The organism is Nocardia sp. NPDC004604, from assembly GCF_040609795.1.
GTDB lineage: Bacteria > Actinomycetota > Actinomycetes > Mycobacteriales > Mycobacteriaceae > Nocardia.
Window position 1 is genome coordinate 29,903 of record NZ_JBEXLC010000005.1, and the last position, 17,882, is coordinate 47,784.

Here is a 17,882-nt window from a genome sequence, read left to right on the forward strand (position 1 = left end):
GCTCGGCGAGCACCTGGACTGGATAGCGCACAATCTATCTGGACGGGCGCTAGACGTCGATCGTGGGCGCTGGCTGGAGGCGCCATCTCGAGTCCATTCGACGTAATGGATCTCCGCCTGTTGAGACTTTGCCAACGGGCACCAGCAAGAACTCGCTGATACACGAAAACAGCCCCCGGCTTCGAAGCTGGGAGCTGTCTGCTACCGACGCACTCACGGCCGGTTGAACTGCCCACCCTTTGCCCCTGCGATGAACGCGTCCCACTCCCCCGGAGTGAAGACCAGCGCCGGACCAGCCGGGTTCTTCGAGTCGCGCACACCGACCATGCCGCTGTCCAGATGCGCGACCTCAACGCACTCCTTGCTCGGTCCGCTCCGGCTGCTCTTGAACCACTTCGCGCTGGACATGTCGATGTTCACCCGGTGTACTCCTCCACTAGCTCCAGCAACAGTCTCCTGGTCGCCTGTTCGTCCAACGCTACACGGCTGATCTCGGCCACTGCATCCCGATATCGTCCGACTTCGCTATCCCGTTCGAGGTACAAATCCCCTGCGTATTCCTCCACGTAGACCACTGGTGGCTCGGTGAGCTTGGACGAGGGTAGCGCTGGGAATTCGAGTAGTACGAACGATCCGACGAACGATCCGAGATGGCTCGGGGCGCTGAACGGGACGACCCGTATCGAGACATTGGGGCGGTCGCCAGCCTGCGCCAGATGACGAAGTTGGTTCGCCATCACGGACCGCCCGCCTATCTGGTCGCGGACAACGGCTTCCGACAGAATGACGTCAACCGCGAAGTCCCGTTCTTCGAGTCGAGCTTGCCGCCTGGTCGCTATCTCGATGCGCTTTTCGACGGCCTCCGTGTCCTTGTTCGGCGTTTCGGTCCAGATCATCGCGCGTCGGTATTCCGGGGTCTGGAGCATGCCGGGGACAACAGTCAGCTTCCATGCGGTCAATCGTTTGGCAGCTTCTTCGAGAGCAAGATAGTGGTCGAAGTCCGCCGGTATCTCGTCTGCATATGCGCGCCACCATCCACCGCCCGACCTCTGTGCCGCGCGAACCTCCTGGGCCAAGCCGAGCAACACTACTCGCTCGCCGTCCGTGGCTTGGTATGCGTCGCACAGAGCGTTGACATACAAATCCGACACCTTGGTGGGCTGGCCGTCCTCCATACGTCCGATGGTTTGGGGTGATACCCCGATCACTCGCCCTGCGGCTGATTGGCTCATCTTTGCCGCTTCCCGGAGGCGGTTGAGTTCCCGCCCCAGCGCGCGCCGCGCAAGCGTTGATCCTGTCGCCATCTCGTTAGCCTCGCTATCGGACGCTGTGAATTTTGGAAAGCACCACCATGGGCACACCCGTGGTTGAAGTATGGCATATCGAGCATGGAAATGCTGCGGTGGATATTCCACGCGATACGTGCCGGGTGTCTACTGGACATGCGCTCGGCGGGAACTCCCTTCCCCCTCACATCAGGAGCCGCCAGGGGCTCGGGCGCACCTTAAGCCCATTGCCGTTTCAGGGGGTCACCATGTTGAACCCAGATCTACCGCACCGCAATCCGCTCGTCGGCCCGCCTGCCGCTGTCCCGGTCGACTTCCCAGTCGATGTTGTCGAACGCTTCGCGGACGCCTTGCGCAAGTGGGCTTGCGCCGAGCTGCCCCGCCCCACCCAGCCTGACCAAGAGGTCTAAAACTTATGGAGCACATAGCTTTTGGGGATAGCCCCGCATCTCGTTGCCACTTCTACAGGCGGGTGTGTGATCTGCCCGCTGTCATCGATCCGCCCCACCTGGGGCGAATCGTCATGAAGGCCGACCACGTTTGGGCGTTGATGCTACCCGCCCAACTCGGCCAGGCTGTGAAAGTCCGTATGCAGCAAAATGATTCGTATCTCGGACCGATCCTGTCGCATCCCCGCTCGGGTCGCTGGACCTACCTCGTGCGGCCCGATATCCCCGATGACGTGCGGCTGTTCGCGGAGATGTTCCGCCTCAACGTTTCCGTTGTCCGAGCCGGTGGCACCATCGCCCTACCGTCGCCGAGCGATCAAGCCGTGGAGTTCCGGCGCTGGGTGGAACCGCCCCGCTGTACATTTCGGCCCTCCGGTCTCGTCGTAGTCGACTCAATACGCGCTTGCTCAGCTCAGCCGATGCAACGGAGGGCCGCTCATGGCTGAATGCACCTGCGACCCATGGATCAAGCTGTCGATGTGCCGGGTCGGCGCGTTCAGCACCGAGACAGACGAGTTGGTGTCGGAGGCGTGCCCGTCGCGGTTGTGCGTGGGGATGGTGCCGTTGGCCGATGGCCGGATCGGTGACCACGAGGCCATCGTGCCCGTGGGCGAACGTTGCCCATGGATCGGTGTGCGGGTCCTCGACGACCGCGCCGACTTCGCGCCCAGCGGCATCGGGATAGTGACCGGAATCGAGCCGTCCCCAACACTCGGGACGATGGATAGTCAGCCTCTTGCGCCAAACAGCGAGTACCGCACGGCACTGCGCGAGTGGCGTCATGCGCTGGACGCATGGAACAACGCGGGCGAACCCTCGGCCGGTCCTGAGTATGACCGCATGGACACCGCACGCGAACGGTTCACCGAGGCCGGGCGCGCTCGGCACACGACCCGAACAGATAACGGTGATGCGATATGAGCGCCACCGTCTCCCCGCACCCGAATGAGCCGGACGTACACCTGTCGGTGTTCCTGCACGGTGCCCGGTTCAACTACGCCGCTTGTCTCACAGCGGCGTTGGTGTTCATAAAGGAGCACCAGGCACAGCACTACGCCGATGCCGTCACGATCGCCCTCGGCGACACCAGTAGGTATCCGCGTCTGCCGTGCGAGCTCCTCTACCTTGGCCCATAAGATGCGATTTCCGGCATTGCGGACTATTGAACACATGGCGGTAAGCCGCCATCGTCGACTCACGTCAGGGATAGTGCTGGATGTTCAGCGGCGCGTGATGATCGAGAGGGTGCCGTCCTCGTAGCTCGTGACGTAGATGGTGTGATTGGCGGGATCGACTGCGACGCCCAATGGTTTCCGGCCGACCGGGACGGTGGCTTTCACAGTGTTCGTGGTGGCATCCACCACCGAGAGGGTGCCGTCGTTGTAGTCGGTCACATAGACAGTGTGGTCAGTTGGATCGACTGCAATGCTGGAGGGTTTCCGGCCCATGGGGACGGTGGCCGTCACCGCGCGCGTCGCGGGGTCCACCACCGCGAGTCTGCCGACGCCGTCCTTCTCGCCCGCAGCGTAGATGAGGTGGGTGGTGGGGTCGACAGCGACCGGAGCCGGGCCTAGGTCGATAAATACCTGCCCGTCCGGTTTGGTCGGCTTCGGAGCGCCGAAGATCCACAGGTCTACGCCCGTAGTCATATAAACGCTGTGGCTGACCGGGTCGGCGGCTACTGCTGTGTCGTTCGATGCCGAGCCGGGGCCTGGTCCGACAGCCCATCGAAATTTGCGAGCCGCGAGGTCGACCACGCCCAATCCGACGACGTTGATAGCAACGAACGCGGTGTGTGTGTCTGGGTCGACCGCAACGTCGAGCGTATTGCCGGGGACTTCGATGCTGCCCACAGTCGCACGAGAGTTGGTGTCTACGAGCAACAGCCCTTCATAGGAGTTGACGTACGCGATGTGGTTTACCGCATCGATGGCGATCCTGTCTGTCTTGTGGCCGGGAATGGTGGCTGTGATCGACCGCGTCGAGGTATCGACAAGAAACACTGTGTCTTTGCCGTCTTGCTCTCGATCCGTCACAACCGCGGTGTGAGTGTCGGAGTCCACGGCCACGGCCAACAACCTCCAACCAAGATGGAGAGTGGAGATCGTGTAGTCGCCGATGACAACCGGTCCCGTTGGGACGATGGGACCCGCCGGTTCGGGTTTATCGTTCGCGCAGCCACCCGCCAGATATCCCGCGACAAGGGCAGCGGCGATGATCCTGCACGCGGTCTGCACGCGGGCTCGCGCGGCGGGTCCTCTGCTCATCGTTGCCCCTTATGCGGGTCGATGGGCGGGACCTTGTCGTCCACCCATCCATGTCCGTGTGCGTCGTTGTATTTGCTGATCAAACTCTCCGGAATGATATCCGCGTACGCGTTGTCGAAAGCCGCCCTGTTGGCCTCAATTACAGAAGCATCGGGACTACCTTGTTCGTCGAAAAATTGATAAGCCTGACCGGAAGAGCCCGGGTGGCGATTGAATTGTTCGAATATTCCCGGATGAGTGGAATTATATCCGGACACAATGTCGGTTTGCTGGTAGAGACTGTTTGCGTCAGCGATTTTCCGAACCGGTTCGAGATCATCACTCCAATGAGTGGGTTTCTCGTTTATCGAGTAGACGTCAGGGCCGGAGACCCCTGCTTTGATGACCGGATCGAGCACCCATGCCGTAGTCGAGATTCCTGGACCGGTTGGATTCAATGCTCCGGTAACGACATCGGCAATCTCGAGCTTGGCGTTGTAGTCCGCTGTCTGCTGGTCGAGAGTGTTTTGGTGGTCGATCTTGGTGAGTGATGATAATTCGTCGTTCAGGCCGGTTTGCATAGCGCCGGTGAGTTGGGCCTCCTGGTATGCCGCGTGCGGATTGTTGCCCGTGCCCGCCTGGAAGTCGAGTTGGCCGGCAACCTCGGCGGCGCGGCTGTTGAACACGGCCGCCGCATTGGGGTTGGAGTCGATCACCTTGAACAAGTTCGAAAGGTCGCCGGGGTGATGGTCGACCCTGCTGCCGTCGCTTCCGACGCCGTCGTGGTGATCGCCCGCCGTATCGAGATTATGGGCGTAGTGGTTGACGAGCAGACCTGACTCATTGACGCCCGCGAAGTTGGGAATGTAATCCCTGAGCGCCTCACTGATGGCAATGTCGAGGCCGGGGTTGATCTGGCCGAATGCTGCGTGGTCCGAGCGGCCCGGCATGTCTTGGGCCAGGGTGGCCTCGTTGTGGGAGATTATGTTGGCAAGATGCTCGGCCGACTCTCCGGCTAATTTTTGCTCGGCCTGATCGTGTGACCCGGCCTCTTTGCCGATCCAATCGAAAATATCCTCCGCGCCGTGCTGGTCTTTGCCCCACTCGTTTTGGAGGATATCGAGGACATGGCTCTCGGCATTATAGCTGCCGCCCGGAGTGCAGGTCGAGTTCATGTTCTCTCCGGTAATGAAATCATGCACGGCCTGATGATCGTAACTCACGAAGCGGAGCATCTTGTCTGCGAGCGCACTGGATTTGGTGCCATCATCGGAAAGTCCGGCGAAGTCGTGGTTTCCGTCCTTGTTCAGTGTCGCGATCTCTGATGCCTGCTTGATCAGGCCTCGGTCGAGATCGGAGCCCTTGGCCAGGCTCTTGTCGCCTCGATCGGCTATGTCGACCAGTTTGTCGAGCTGACTTCCATATCCAACGTTCGGACCGGGATACATTGCCCCGTCGGGGTTGGTCGTATTGGGTCCGCTGGTCCAGAGAGGGTTTTCTGTCAGCACCGTTCGGACGTTGGATGGCAATTGCTGCATACCGCCCCTGTCGGGCCAGTTCCCGCTGCCATCCACGCTTGCTGTGTGCACCTGCGGATTGGATATCAGCTGCATGCTGTCGGCGATCCCGCGCTGCAACTGCTGCTGTTGGTCGGACGGGAGATGGGATCCGATATTCGCGATATCATCGATCGTCATGCCGTCCTCGGACCGCATGAGATGGCTCAGATAATCGAACTGGCCCTGAGACAGCTCGACCGGCCTGCCGGCGGCCAGTGCCTCCTTTTGCTCCGGAGTCAAGCGAGTGGCTGCTTGAATTCTTGCGAGCTCTTCCGGAGTCGCTGTGCCATTGCGGAAATCGGTCAGATCCTGATCGGCCCGAGTGCCGCTCAAGCCCGCGGAGACAGGAGCGAGTGACGCAAGGATGTCGACAGCCGCCGCGATTGCCTTCCCGGCGGCATCCATGGCCGAACCGACGGTGTCGGCGAGTCCGGTCAGGCGCGCGGTAATGTTCTCGGCCTCGTTCTTGTCTGCCATGTTGAGAACCGACCAGTCATTGGCGACAGTGACCGGCTCGACCTCGGTCGCGTGGACCGTCGACTTGATATCGCCGATCGCCTGATGTATCTGACTGTGCGCTGTTCTGCAGGCGGTGCCCAGCTCCTCATAAGCCGAGGCAATCGTCCGGATCTGCTGGTATTCGCGATCGGCGCGGTTATTGGCGGCCGTACCGGCCTCACCGGACCAATGCATGCCGGAGACCGTTCGGCGCATGCCGTCAGCGACCGCATCGATGCCCTGCATTATCTTGTCGGCGTCTGCGGCGATATCTGCTAGCGGGCTAGCGTCCCAGGACATCACCTGGTCGCGGGTTGGGCGTTCCATCGTGCCTACTTCTGAATGCTGCCGGAGTTGAGATCACCGAGCGCTGCCAGTCGAGCTGCGGCATCTGTGTCGCTGTCGTGGTAGGTGTTCGCCGAAGTGGTCAGCAGATTCGCCATCTCCTCGAGCCGACCCTGCAAAACGGACTTGGCGGAGGCGCTGGCCGGATCCGCATTCGCCAGGGCCGCGGCGATGGGAGAACCTGGCAATGCGCCAACTCCGCGACTGGCCCCGAGATGTGGGAGTTTGTTCGTATCGATGATGTCGTCACCCAGCTTGGTCAATTCACCGGCGGCCTGCCGAAGTTCCTCCGGCGACACCTTCAAACCCATGACTACCCCCGTGATTCGCACTGGCAGTTCCGCACGGTATCACGCGCCGAATGGGCGGTAAAGCGTTGCGCGACTGGCCATCTCGGGCAGGGCATCCGGCCGCCTCAACGGCGGCCGAGCAGGCCGCGATGCTCGCCAGCTGCGTAGCGAACGGCGTCGTCAGGCCACCCGTCCGGCGCGGAACCTCCTGTCTCCCGCACTTGGGCTGCATCATCATGAAGGCCGAACACGTTTGGGCACTGATGCTTCCTGCTCACCTCGGCCAGGCCGTGAAAATACATATGCAGCACCAGGGTTCGGACATTGGTCCAATCCTGTCGCATCCACGCTCGAACCGCTGGACATACTTGGTCAGGCCCGACATCCCCGATGACGTACTCCTGTTCGCCGAGATGTTCCGTCTGAACGTATCGGTGGTGCGAACCGGTGGCACTGTCGCGTTACCGTCACCAGTCGACCAAGGTGAGCAGTTCCGGCGCTGGATCGAACCACCCCGATGCACCTTCCGACCGTCCGGACTTGTGGTGGTTGACACGATCCGCGCCTGCTCAGAGCACTGCCGGCCGGTGCGACGCAGGGACGCTCATGCTCGAGTGGTCCGTGGACGGTGTGCGGGTCCTCGACGACCGCGCCGACTTCGCGCCCAGCGGTTTCGGAGTTGTGCGCCATGAATGAGGTTGAACGGCAACGTAGGACCGAGATCGCGCCGTCGGTGGCGGCGTTGCTGAAGGCTTTTCACGAACACACGCCGGAGAAATTGAATCTCGCACCTGTCGATAGCGTCACGCTCTGCCACACCGCCGACGGGATTACCGAGGTGGACGAGGACGGCTGGTGCGCCGACTACGAGAACGACCGAAGCAACGACGACGCGATAGATGCCCTGTCAGCCAGCCTTGGCGATCGCGAGAACCCGTGAGCGCGAACGTATCTCCGAACCCAGGAGAGCCGGATGTGCATCTGAGCGTGTTCCTGCACGGAGCACGCTTCGACTTCGCCGCCTGCCTCACCGCGGCGCTGACTTATATGCAAGAGCATCAGTCGCGGCACCACGCCGATGCAGTGACCATGGACCTCGGCGACGCCAGCGGCTACCCGCGTCTCCCCAATGAACGGTTGTATCTGGAACCCTGATCGAACACACAGAGTGGTTCGGACCGTTGGACACCTGCCCCGACGCGCGCTTACCGGCGGATGTTCCCACCATCGAGGCGAATGCATACTGCGATGGACGGGCAACCGTCCTGGCCGCCATCGACGCCGGGTCCGCCGGGTGCGGCAGTGGTCGGTAATCGCGCATGTCACATACATGCAGGAAAGTCGAAAGGACAACGATCAATTTGTTCAACCGGTTGCTGGCTGTCTCGGGTATCGCGGGCGCTGTGTTCACAGCCACCGTCGTCGGACTGGCCCCGCAGGCCAGTGCGCGGCCCTTTCCCGAGGGGGTGTCTTGTTCGGGCACGAGTTGCCGTAACGACACCGACGACACCTATCTCATCGAAGCCTGGCAGCACTGCCGCATCATCGGCACCGCATCAGAAACCGAAACCCCCTTCAATGTGGTGGTTCGACCCCACGAATCGGTGGAAGTCGAAGGGGTGAAGTGCCCACCGTATGTGACAACTGAACATTCGTCCCTGGGCGACGATTTTCCCTCGAGAACTAGTCAATTGCCGACCGAACCAACACGTATCGGCTATTCCGAGGCTGTGATATACGACCCCAACGCCCCCAAGGTCCGCACTGGCTCGGCCGGTTGAAACCACCGGGCGGAAACACATGACTGTGATTGATCCGCGATGACGTCGGATTTCCGGGCGGTTGTGGGCACGAAATGGGCGCGGCCGAACTCGAATGTCGAACCGAGCGCGGCCATCTCAGCGCTGCTGATTCACCCGTCCGGCTCTGTTCCATCGTGCCCCCGAACCTGGTAGCACGAGAGCGGCCCGGCACCTCGAAGGGCGCCGGGCCGCTCTCGTGCCTACTGCTTCCTACTCTCCTGTCTCCCCTTGGTGGAGACGCAAGTCCCAGCGCGAAGTACGGGCGCGACGCGATCAGCCGATGGTGCGGAAGAACTCGCGGATATCGCCGACCAACAGGTCGGGCACCTCGAGGGCCGGGAAGTGGCCGCCGGAGTAGAACTCCGACCAGTGCGTGATGTTGTGCGCCTTCTCGGCGAAGCGGCGGATCGCGTAGTCACCGTCCTTGAAGACCGCCACCCCGGTAGGCACGGTGCCTTTCGGGGCGGGTGCGAACATCGCGGCATCGTGGAAGCGCTCGTAGTAGAAGTTGGCCACGCTGCGGGCGGTGTCGGTGAACCAGTAGATGCTCACATTCGCCAGGATCCGGTCCTTGTCGATGCCTTGTTCCGGCAGTTCGTGCGACTGGTCGATCCACTCCTTGTACTTCTCGATGATCCAGCCGAGCTGCCCGACCGGGGAATCGGCCACCAGTTGCGCGATGGTGTTCGGGCGCGAGCCGTTGAGTTGCATATAGGCCGAGCCGTCGTCCTGGAAGTTCTGCATGCGCGCCATTCGCTGCCGCTCGGCGTCGGTGAGCGCGGCCATATCGGCCGGATCGCCGGTCGGGAAGGTGACCAGCGCATTGACATGCACGCCGAGCACATGCTCGCCATCGAGCCGGGCCAGCCGTGGCGCGAGAAATGCACCGTGGTCACCACCCTGCACCCCGTACCGGTCGTAGCCGAGGCGAGCCATCAGCTCCGCCAGCGCCGCCGCGACCCGGCCGTCGTGCCAGCCCGCCTCGGTAATGGGACCGGAGAAGCCGTGGCCCGGCAGCGACGGAATGACCAGGTGGAAGGCGGGCACGTCGGCTTGGCCGTGCGCCTTCGGATCGGTCAGCGGGCCGATCATGTCCAGGAAGTCGAGCACCGAGCTGGGCCAGCCGTGCAGCAACAGCAGCGGGGTGGCGTCGGCTTCGGCGGAGCGCACATGCAGGAAGTGCACATCCTGCCCATCGATAGTGGTGATGAACTGCGGGTACTCATCGAGCTCCGCCTCGACCGAGCGCCAATCGAATTTCTCGGCCCAGTAACCGGCAAGCTCCTTCAGATATGCCGTGGGTACGCCGCGCTCCCAGCCGGTGCCGGGCAGGTCGTCGATCCAGCGGGTGCGGGCCAGGCGCTCGCGCAGATCGTCGATCGCGGCCGGTGGGATTTCGATGCGGAAGGGGCGGATGTCGTTGTTCGTCATGGCATTGACTCTGCTGGTAACGGGAGTGCTGGCAAATCACGAGAATTCGTTATCTTCGGGCCGCACGCTCTTTATTGGCACCGGGCCCACGATCGAGGCATGATCGCGTGGTGTTGAGCCTTCCCGACCGCGGTGCCTTTGTCGGGCGAGCAGCAGAGGTCGCCGCGCTCCAGCAGGCGTATCGGGACGAGTGGGTGCATACGGTGCTGATCGCCGGTGAGCCCGGCCTCGGTAAATCGCGGCTGGTCAGCGAGTTCACGTCGCGGCTCGGCGCGGATGTGGTCGCACTGGTCGGCCAGTGCCCGGAGTCGGGAGACAATGGAGTGCCGTTCGCGCCGTTCGTCTCGATCATGCGCGCTCTGCTACGCCGGATCGGCATCGAGGAGCTGACCGCGCTACTTCCGGTCACCCGCCCCGCGCTATCGCGCTGGCTGCCGGAACTGGCAATGCGGGCCGGATCGGCGGAGCCCGAGTCGGATCGGATCCGACTGTTCGGCGAGATCCTGACCGTGCTGGAGCAGCTGGCACTCGCGCGTCCGGTGGTGCTCGTCCTAGAGGACCTGCACTGGGCCGACGATTCGAGCCAGGAACTGCTGGCCTTCCTGGTCGCCGATCTCGCCCAGCGCGATCTACTGCTGATCGGCACCTATCGGCCCAGCGATGCCGAGCCGCTGCGTCGGCTCGTCGCCGGACTGCGGCGCAATCCCGGTGTGCGCGTACTGAATCCGGAGCCGCTGACCAAACACGAGGTCGGTCGCCAGCTCGCCGCACTGCTCGGCCGCGAACCAGATCCGGGCATTGGCACCCGAGTCTTCCAGCGCAGCAAGGGAATTCCGCTGTTCGTTGAGGCGCTCGGCCGTGCGCTGCGAGCGGATCCCGATCGCGCACCGGAGGACGTTCCCGCGGACCTGTCCGAACTGTTGCTCGACTATCAATCCGGTCTGCCCGACGATGCCAAGGCGCTCTTGCGGCTCGCCGCCGTCGCGGGGTCGCCGGTGCGCGGCGGACTACTGGAGTCCGCCACGGACCTGACCGACGATGCGCTGGACCTCGCGCTGCGCCAGCTGACCGAGCAGCGGCTGCTGCTCGCCACCGATACCGGCTACGAGTTCCCGCACAGCCTGATTCGCGATGCCGTCTACGATGACCTGCTGCCGATCGAACGAAAGCGATTGCACACCAGACTTTCTCATGCACTGATCGCCGACGATACGCTGCGCGCCGACGACTGACGGATGGGCGAGTTGGCCTATCACGCGTACGCCGCGGGCGATCTACCGCGCGCGGTCACCGCATCCTGGGCGGCCGCCGCAGCCGCGGAATCCGAAGCGGCACATGGCGAACGCCTGCCGCATTTGGACCGGGTGCTGACACTGTGGGATCGAGTGCCCGATGCCGCGATGCTGGTCGGGGCCGATCGCCTCGACGTACTGGAATGCGTCGTCGAGGCCTGTCATCTCGGTGGCATCGTCGAGCACGGTGTCGCGGCGGCCGACGAGGCGGTGGAACTGCTGGATGCGACGACCGCACCGGAGCGCGCCGCCCGGCTCTTCTACTACCGCGCGGTGCTGAAGAATCAGAGCGGCGGCGGATCCGTCGGCGATCTCGACCGGGCACTCGAATTGCTGCCCGAGCAGCCGCCGACCGTGCTGCGTGGTGAGGCACTCGCCGAACTCGCCGCATCCCGTGTCTTCAGCGGTGATGCCGCCGGGGCCGCTCGGGCCGCCCGGGCCGCGGTCGAGGTGGCCGAACAGACCGGGACGCCAGCGCTGGCGGCGCGCGGCTACGCCTATCAGGGGTTGGCGGCGGCCGCCCGGACCGGTTCCGCCATTACGTATTTCGAAAAGGCCCATGCCGCAGCAGCCGATCCGCAGACGCTGTTGACCGTCGTGCTGTGGGAGTCGGCGGCACTCGTCACGGCGGGCCAGCACCATGCGGCTATCGAAGCGATCCAACAGGGATTACGAGCGGCTCACGAAACCTTCCGTTTCGCCGAGGCCGGGCCCATCCTGCTGGTGAAATGGGCCCAGGCGCTCACCGCTCTCGGCCGCTGGCCGGAGACGCTCGGTCTCATCGATGAATCGCTCACCGGGCACCTGCCACCGCTGAGCAAGGCCGCGCTACTGCTCTGCCACGCCAGGATCGTCCTGGCACAGGGCTCGTCAGCGGCGGCGACGAGCAGTGCCGACACCGCCGCGGCGCTACTGAGCGACGGACGGTGGGCACGCCAGTACCAGCTCCAATTGCACACTCTGCGAACCGATATCGCGATCGCCGACGGAGAAGCCCTTCGTGCGGGTGAGGTTGTTGCCGAGGCGCTGGCGGCTGATGACCTGGCCACCCATCACCACGAGGTGTGGCCGCTGCTCGCGACCGCGGCCCGGATCGAGAACGCACCAACGGATCTCGCGTCGATCGCCGACCAATTGCCGGTCACCACCGTGGTCGACACCGCCCACCGTGCCGTCTTCACCGCCACCCGGAACAGCGATCCCGCCGCCTGGGCCGAAGCGGTATCCGCGTGGCGCACCATCGGCCAGCGCTACGACCTGGCCCGCAGCCTCCTCGGTTGCGCCGAAGCCGAACTGGCGGTGGGCAATCGCACCGCCGCCCGAGAACCCCTGCGCGAAGCCGCCGAACTGGCAGCGGAATTGGGCGCGACGCCATTGACCGAGGCGGCCGGGCAACTGGCCGAGCGCGCCAGGGTCGCACTCGAGGTGAGTCGCCCGGAACCGGCGGCGGCCGCGCCGCGAACATTCGGCCTGACACCACGTGAGACCGACGTATTGCGCTTGGTCGCACAGGGTTTGAGCAATCGGCAGATCGCGGCCGAACTCTTCATCAGCGGCAATACCGCGGGCGTACACGTCTCGCGAATCCTCACCAAGCTCAGTGCCGCGACGCGAACGGAGGCCGCCGCAGTCGCCCGCAAACACGGCCTCATCGAGCCCGACTGAGCCCGGCTCGATATCGACGCCCTGAGCGGGTCGTGCGGTGGCGCGCCATTCGATATGCCCGGCCCCCTGATCCGAAGACGGCGTCCTCGATCAGCGCCTTCTTACCAGGCCAGCGCCCGCTGATCCAGCCCCAGGCGTCGATCCCACTCGCGCTGGTCACGGCGGGCTTGTCGCCTCCGTGGACGGGTATGCCGTTCGTGGTGGCCGAGCCGGCGGTGTACGCACGGCCGAACCTGAAGTACTTCGGGCGCCGTGGCGGCGCGACCTGGTTGAACATGATCAACGGCGTAGCATTCAGGTGGTTGGTCTGGAGTCTGCGGACCACGGGTGAGCGACCGAAGGTGGATGCGAAAAGCGGCCCACAAGGGGAGCTGAGTATGCGCGTCGTGGTGGATCTGAACAAATGTCTGGGGTATGCGCAGTGCGTTCCGCTGGCGCCGGATGTACTGAAGCTACTCGGCGACGAGGCGCTGGCCTACGACCCCAACCCTGACGATTCGCAACGCCAGCGGGTACTGCGGGCAGCAGCGGCGTGTCCGGTTCAGGCGATCATCGTGGAGACCTACACCCCCGATGACGGAGATGCGCAGTGAGCACCGCATCGCTGGTCGCCGATCTGGTGGCTACTTTTCGGGCGGAGGGCCGCATTGTGATCGTGGGGGCGTCGCTGGCCGGGCTGCGCGCCGCAGAAGCCTTGCGGGAGTGCGGTTTTCGCGGAAAGCTCACGCTGATCGGTGACGAGCCGCACGAGCCCTACGATCGTCCACCGCTGTCGAAACAGGTGTTGCAAGGATGGGTCCGGGCCGATCACACCAGGCTTGCGCGGCTGCGCGCGGTCGACGCCGAATGGCGGCTGGGGGTCGCCGCCACCGGCCTGGATCGGGTCAACCGCCAGGTGCTGCTGGCCAACGGTGACAAAATCGACTACGACCGGTTGCTGATCGCCACCGGGGTGCGCGCACGGCCGTGGTTCAACGCTCGAGAAGGCGCGCTGAAGGGCGTTTTCACGCTACGCACCTGCGATGACGCGGCACGTCTGCAGGCCGCGCTGCACGCCGGCGCGCGGCGGGTCCTCATCGTCGGGTCGGGGTTCATCGGGTCGGAGATGGCCTCGGTATGTTGCGAACTGGGCTTGCCGGTGACCGTCACCGAACGCGCCGACGGGCCGCTGGTCGGTGTGCTGGGCGGCGTAATCGGTGACATTGCCGCCAAGATGCAACGCGATGCGGGGGTCGACCTGCGCACCGGTGTTGCGGTCGAGGCACTGGAGGCAGACGATGAAGGCCACGTGCGGCAGGCTCGGCTTTCCGATGGAGCCACCCTCGACGTCGACATCGTGGTCGCGTCACTAGGGTCGATCCGCAACATTGAGTGGCTCGACGGCGCCGGTCTGGCCGCCGGCTTCTGGGGGGTCGGCTGCGACGCCGGTTGCCGCGCGTTCGATATCAACGGCGTGGTGACCGACAACATCTTCGTTGCCGGCGACATCGCACGTGCCCCGCACGTGCTCTACGAATACAACTTCATTTCCATGGAGCACTGGGACAACGCGGTGTGCGGGGCGCAGGTGGCTGCCAACAACATGATCAGTCTGGAGACCGAGCGCCGCGCGCACCTTCCGCTGCCGATGTTCTGGTCCGCCCAGTTCGGCGTCAACATCAAGGGTGTGGGGGTGTGCTCGTTCGGCGACGAGATCGTGTTCACCCAGGGTTCGCCGGACCAGCGCCGCTTCGCGGCCGCATACGGCCATCGGGGACGCATCGTCGGCGCAGTGACGTTCGACCACGGCAAATGGCTGGAATACTACGGCGCGCTCATCGAACGGTCGGCGCCGTTCCCGCCGCCACCACCGGGCTACGACCGGCCCCGGGACATGACACCGATCCCGGCTCGCTTCCCGGACCCGCACGTGCCCACCGAGATTCCCGACGTCGTGCTCACCGGCCACGACCCCACCTCGCGGGGAGCCGAATTTCATCCGCGGAGCTGACAACACACGCCACCGCCCGCTGTATCGAGGAGGGACCATGACTGCACAGACCGCCTGGGCGGAGGCGATGCGGTACGAAAACCGCGCCGACCCGTACCCGTTCTTCGACGAACTTCGCAAAACCCCCGTCGTACAAGTGGCCGACCACCTATATGTTGTCACTGGCTACCGCGAGGTGCTGGCGCTGGCGCACGACCCCCGGATCAGCGCCGACATTCGCCGCAGCCCGCTGGCAGCCACCCTGGCCGACGAGACCGAATCGGCGACGGGCGTCGAGGATGTGCAGGCGTACGGCGGCCGTCAGCCGAGCATCATCATGTCGGATCCGCCGGATCACGACCGCGCCCGCCGACAGGTAATGCGCCACTTCGGCCCACCACACTCGCCCAACCTGATCGCGAGCATGGAGTCCGACATCGTCCGGCTGTGCAACGAGCTGCTGGACGAGATCAAGGCCCGAGGGGCGACAAGATTCGACGTGGTAGACGACTACGCCTATCCGGTGCCGGTGACCGTGATCTGCAAAATCCTAGGAATCCCCCTCGCCGACGAACCTACCTTGCACGCCTGGATCTATGACATGTTGGCGGGCCAGGATCTGGGTCCCGACGCTGGCACCGAGGAAGGAAGGATCCGCGCAGCAAAAGGCAGGGCCAGCTCTGCAGCACTGCGGCAATACTTCGCCGAGCTGATCGAGCGGTACCTCCACCAGCCCGGCGAGGGTCTGCTGTCGGATCTGGTCAACGACACCGACGGCCCGGACGGGCCGATGTCCCCGCAGGAAGCTGTGTCCAACGCGATTCTCCTGTTCGTCGCCGGCCACGACTCGACGGTCAACACGATCTCCCACTGTGTGCTGACCCTGCTGCGCAACCCCGGTTCATTCGAGCTGCTGCGGCGGCGCCCGGAACTGATTCCGCGCTCCATCGAAGAGGTCCTGCGCCTGCAATCGGCCGTGCAGTTCTTCCCCAGCCGCAGCGCCACTGACGACGTCGAAATCGCCGACACCGTCATCCCGAAGGGCGCGGCGGTGCACCTGATGTACGGCGCCGCCAACCGCGACCCCCACCGGTTCGCCAACCCCGATCGGTTCGACCCCGAACGCCCCGACAACGAGCACCTCGGCTGGTGCAGCGGTATCCACATCTGTCTGGGCGGTCCGCTGGCACGGCTGGAAGTCAACCTCACGCTGGAAACATTCCTGCGCCGTGTGGAACGGCCGCGCTTGGTCGACGACCCACCACCGTATCGCCGAAGCCAGATCTTCCGTGGGCCCCTGCATCTCATGATCGACATCGACCACATCACCGACTGAAGACACATCAGCACAGCATGCCAACACGTCCCAGGGCAATAACCGCGCCGACTTCGACAGATGCCGATACCCGAACCCGGTCAGGTCATGATCAAAGTCAGCGGCGCCCAGATCCGGGGCTGCCCGCGGCCAATCGGACGAGGTGTCGAGGAGTTCGCTGCGGCGAAATGCCCTGTGCTGCACCAAATCACGGCCGCCGCGGCCGAGACTGCTTGTCGCCGTTCTGGAGTCGCTGCTTGGCTGCTTCGGACCGGACCTGACCGATCCGGTCTTCGGGAACAAGCTTGATGATGTCATCGCGCGATGTGATCGTCAGCTTCCGGAAGATCGCGGCCATCTGCGCGTCGATGGTCTTGCGGGAATTCCCCCGGCGGGTCGCGATCGCCGAGTTCGTCCATCCCGCCGCGGCCAGTGTCGCCACCTGCTCCTCGGCCGCCGACAACTCGTGCCAGTGCGAGGGACTGTTCCGCCTGGCCGGATGATCCATCGGCAACCTGTTCCAGGACAACGTGCCCAACGCCAACCGCTGCACCTCACACAACTCCGGGCGCAACCGGGAACCCTGCCGCAGCGCAGCGCCGAAAGCCTTGCGCCCCAACACCCCCTGGGCAACGTCGATCGCCTTGTTCGTTTCCACGTCTGAGTCGTTGCCGAGCCCTTTCAGGAACTCCTCCACTGATGATGTGGTGACTTCCAACAGCCGGCGCTCACCGAGTGCGGTGTCGAACATCGGACTACCGATCGCGCCTATGACGAGGGGGACAGCGGCGGCTTCCGCGAATAGTTGCGCGACCATTCCGCACTGACCTCGAGCAGTGCCTGAATGAGCTTTCGGACCGAGGGTGCTGGTTGGGTGTCCGTGCGCCGGATCATGCAGACGGTCAGCCGGGGCGGGGCCCAGTCGGTCAGGGGTATGGCGATCTCGTCGGCGTGGTGATCGTGGAGCGTATACCGGGGCAGCATGGCGATGCCCACTCCGGCGGCAACCATGAGCAGGCTCGAGTGCGGGTTGGTCGTCTCGTAGACGATGTCCTGCTGGGGTGGTGTGAATATGGTGTCGACCAACTCTCGCAAGGCGTAGCCGTGCGCGGAGACCACCCAGGGCTGGCCCTCGAGGTCTTCGATTCTGACGGTTGGTTTGGTTGCCAAGGGATGGCGTCGGGACACGCACAGCACGATGTCGTCGGTGATCAGGTCGGTCGCGGTGAGATTTCCGCCGACGGCCGGATCGCCGCGGTCCACGACCAGCCCGAGGTCGAGTTCGCCGCTCGTCACGCTGTCTCGTACCGCCTGGGAGCCGGATTCCCGCACTGAAAAGCGGACGTTGGGAAACGAGCTCCGGTAGGACGGGACCACTCTCGGCAGAAGTATCTGGCTGGCGGTGGTGACTGCGCCGAGACGGACAGTGCCGCTGCGCAGTCCGTTGATCAGCCCGGCCTCCTCCCGCAGGGCACGGTCGGCCTGCAGTGCCTGCCTGATATGTGGGAGCAGAATCCTGGCCTCGGCGCTGGGAAGAACTCCATTGGCCCGCCGGATCAGCAGGACGACGTTGAGATCCTCCTCGAGGCGCCGGATCTGCTGGCTGAGCGTCGGCTGTCCGACGCCCACCTCCTGAGCCGCCTTCCGCAGGGAACCGTGGCGGATCGCCGCCTCGAGATAGCGCAGCTGCTCGGATCTCATGCCGGGACCCTAGCCCGAGCGATCGACGATCGCA

The 17,882-nt window shown here is 64.2% G+C and carries 19 protein-coding genes; 11 read left to right on the forward strand and 8 right to left on the reverse strand.

The window, feature by feature from the left end; translation table 11 throughout:
* Positions 1-213: 213 nt before the first annotated feature.
* The gene (locus ABZW16_RS04080; RefSeq protein ID WP_354951954.1) at positions 214-420 is read right to left on the reverse strand and encodes a DUF397 domain-containing protein; all 207 of its coding nucleotides are present in this window, start codon (positions 418-420) and stop codon (positions 214-216) included.
* The gene (locus tag ABZW16_RS04085) at positions 417-1,304 is read right to left on the reverse strand and encodes a helix-turn-helix transcriptional regulator (RefSeq protein WP_354951956.1); all 888 of its coding nucleotides are present in this window, start codon (positions 1,302-1,304) and stop codon (positions 417-419) included. The genes ABZW16_RS04080 and ABZW16_RS04085 overlap by 4 nt, the downstream gene beginning before the upstream one ends.
* A gap of 230 nt (positions 1,305-1,534) precedes the next feature.
* Between ABZW16_RS04085 and ABZW16_RS04090 the strand changes: the two genes are divergently transcribed.
* The 3 genes from ABZW16_RS04090 (at position 1,535) to ABZW16_RS04100 (ending at position 2,871) form a co-directional block, all read left to right on the forward strand.
* The gene (locus ABZW16_RS04090) at positions 1,535-1,696 is read left to right on the forward strand and encodes a hypothetical protein (protein WP_354951958.1); all 162 of its coding nucleotides are present in this window, start codon (positions 1,535-1,537) and stop codon (positions 1,694-1,696) included.
* Positions 1,697-2,173: 477 nt separating this feature from the next.
* Positions 2,174-2,656, forward strand: a complete 483-nt coding sequence (locus tag ABZW16_RS04095) for a hypothetical protein (RefSeq protein ID WP_354951960.1) — start codon at positions 2,174-2,176, stop codon at positions 2,654-2,656.
* Entirely contained in the window at positions 2,653-2,871 is a 219-nt protein-coding gene (locus tag ABZW16_RS04100; RefSeq protein WP_354951962.1) for a hypothetical protein, read from the forward strand. The genes ABZW16_RS04095 and ABZW16_RS04100 overlap by 4 nt, the downstream gene beginning before the upstream one ends.
* A gap of 84 nt (positions 2,872-2,955) precedes the next feature.
* Here ABZW16_RS04100 and ABZW16_RS04105 read toward each other — a convergent pair whose 3' ends face one another.
* Genes ABZW16_RS04105 through ABZW16_RS04115 form a run of 3 tightly spaced genes read right to left on the reverse strand, consistent with a single transcriptional unit; the run spans position 2,956 to position 6,694 of the window.
* Positions 2,956-3,972 (reverse strand): YncE family protein, encoded by a 1,017-nt coding sequence (locus ABZW16_RS04105; protein WP_354951964.1) that lies wholly within the window; start codon positions 3,970-3,972, stop codon positions 2,956-2,958.
* Between the two features lie 26 nt (positions 3,973-3,998).
* A complete protein-coding gene (locus ABZW16_RS04110; RefSeq protein WP_354951966.1) occupies positions 3,999-6,365 on the reverse strand; it encodes a hypothetical protein in 2,367 nt (788 codons plus the stop codon).
* Positions 6,366-6,370: 5 nt separating this feature from the next.
* Positions 6,371-6,694: a type VII secretion target gene (locus ABZW16_RS04115; RefSeq protein ID WP_354951968.1), complete on the reverse strand. Its 324-nt coding sequence runs from the start codon at positions 6,692-6,694 to the stop codon at positions 6,371-6,373.
* 667 nt (positions 6,695-7,361) lie between these two features.
* Between ABZW16_RS04115 and ABZW16_RS04120 the strand changes: the two genes are divergently transcribed.
* The 3 genes from ABZW16_RS04120 to ABZW16_RS04130 all read left to right on the forward strand — a co-directional run bounded on the left by ABZW16_RS04120 (position 7,362) and on the right by ABZW16_RS04130 (position 8,454).
* On the forward strand, positions 7,362-7,613 hold the full coding sequence (locus ABZW16_RS04120) for a hypothetical protein (RefSeq protein ID WP_354951970.1): 252 nt from the start codon (positions 7,362-7,364) through the stop codon (positions 7,611-7,613).
* A gap of 35 nt (positions 7,614-7,648) precedes the next feature.
* Positions 7,649-7,828: a hypothetical protein gene (locus tag ABZW16_RS04125; protein ID WP_354951972.1), complete on the forward strand. Its 180-nt coding sequence runs from the start codon at positions 7,649-7,651 to the stop codon at positions 7,826-7,828.
* Positions 7,829-8,034: 206 nt separating this feature from the next.
* Positions 8,035-8,454 carry a hypothetical protein gene (locus ABZW16_RS04130; protein ID WP_354951974.1) on the forward strand — a complete coding sequence of 140 codons (420 nt, stop codon included), beginning with the start codon at positions 8,035-8,037 and terminating at the stop codon, positions 8,452-8,454.
* Between the two features lie 294 nt (positions 8,455-8,748).
* On the opposite strand, the gene ABZW16_RS04135 is transcribed toward ABZW16_RS04130, so the two are convergent.
* The gene (locus ABZW16_RS04135) at positions 8,749-9,906 is read right to left on the reverse strand and encodes an epoxide hydrolase family protein (protein WP_354951976.1); all 1,158 of its coding nucleotides are present in this window, start codon (positions 9,904-9,906) and stop codon (positions 8,749-8,751) included.
* 110 nt (positions 9,907-10,016) lie between these two features.
* Between ABZW16_RS04135 and ABZW16_RS04140 the strand changes: the two genes are divergently transcribed.
* The 5 genes from ABZW16_RS04140 (at position 10,017) to ABZW16_RS04160 (ending at position 16,168) form a co-directional block, all read left to right on the forward strand.
* Positions 10,017-11,138 (forward strand): AAA family ATPase, encoded by a 1,122-nt coding sequence (locus ABZW16_RS04140; protein WP_354951978.1) that lies wholly within the window; start codon positions 10,017-10,019, stop codon positions 11,136-11,138.
* Between the two features lie 3 nt (positions 11,139-11,141).
* Positions 11,142-12,863: a response regulator transcription factor gene (locus tag ABZW16_RS04145; protein WP_354951980.1), complete on the forward strand. Its 1,722-nt coding sequence runs from the start codon at positions 11,142-11,144 to the stop codon at positions 12,861-12,863.
* A 377-nt stretch (positions 12,864-13,240) separates the two neighbouring features.
* A complete protein-coding gene (locus tag ABZW16_RS04150; RefSeq protein WP_354952080.1) occupies positions 13,241-13,456 on the forward strand; it encodes a ferredoxin in 216 nt (71 codons plus the stop codon).
* Entirely contained in the window at positions 13,453-14,853 is a 1,401-nt protein-coding gene (locus ABZW16_RS04155; protein WP_354951982.1) for an FAD-dependent oxidoreductase, read from the forward strand. Before ABZW16_RS04150 ends, ABZW16_RS04155 begins: the two co-directional genes overlap by 4 nt.
* A gap of 37 nt (positions 14,854-14,890) precedes the next feature.
* Positions 14,891-16,168, forward strand: coding sequence for a cytochrome P450 (locus tag ABZW16_RS04160; RefSeq protein WP_354951984.1), 1,278 nt, complete (start codon positions 14,891-14,893; stop codon positions 16,166-16,168).
* 187 nt (positions 16,169-16,355) lie between these two features.
* Here the strand turns inward: ABZW16_RS04160 and ABZW16_RS04165 are convergent, their stop codons facing one another.
* Positions 16,356-16,898, reverse strand: coding sequence for a helix-turn-helix transcriptional regulator (locus ABZW16_RS04165; RefSeq protein ID WP_354951986.1), 543 nt, complete (start codon positions 16,896-16,898; stop codon positions 16,356-16,358).
* Positions 16,899-16,915: 17 nt separating this feature from the next.
* The gene (locus tag ABZW16_RS04170) at positions 16,916-17,848 is read right to left on the reverse strand and encodes a LysR family transcriptional regulator (RefSeq protein WP_354951988.1); all 933 of its coding nucleotides are present in this window, start codon (positions 17,846-17,848) and stop codon (positions 16,916-16,918) included.
* Positions 17,849-17,882 lie beyond the last annotated feature (34 nt).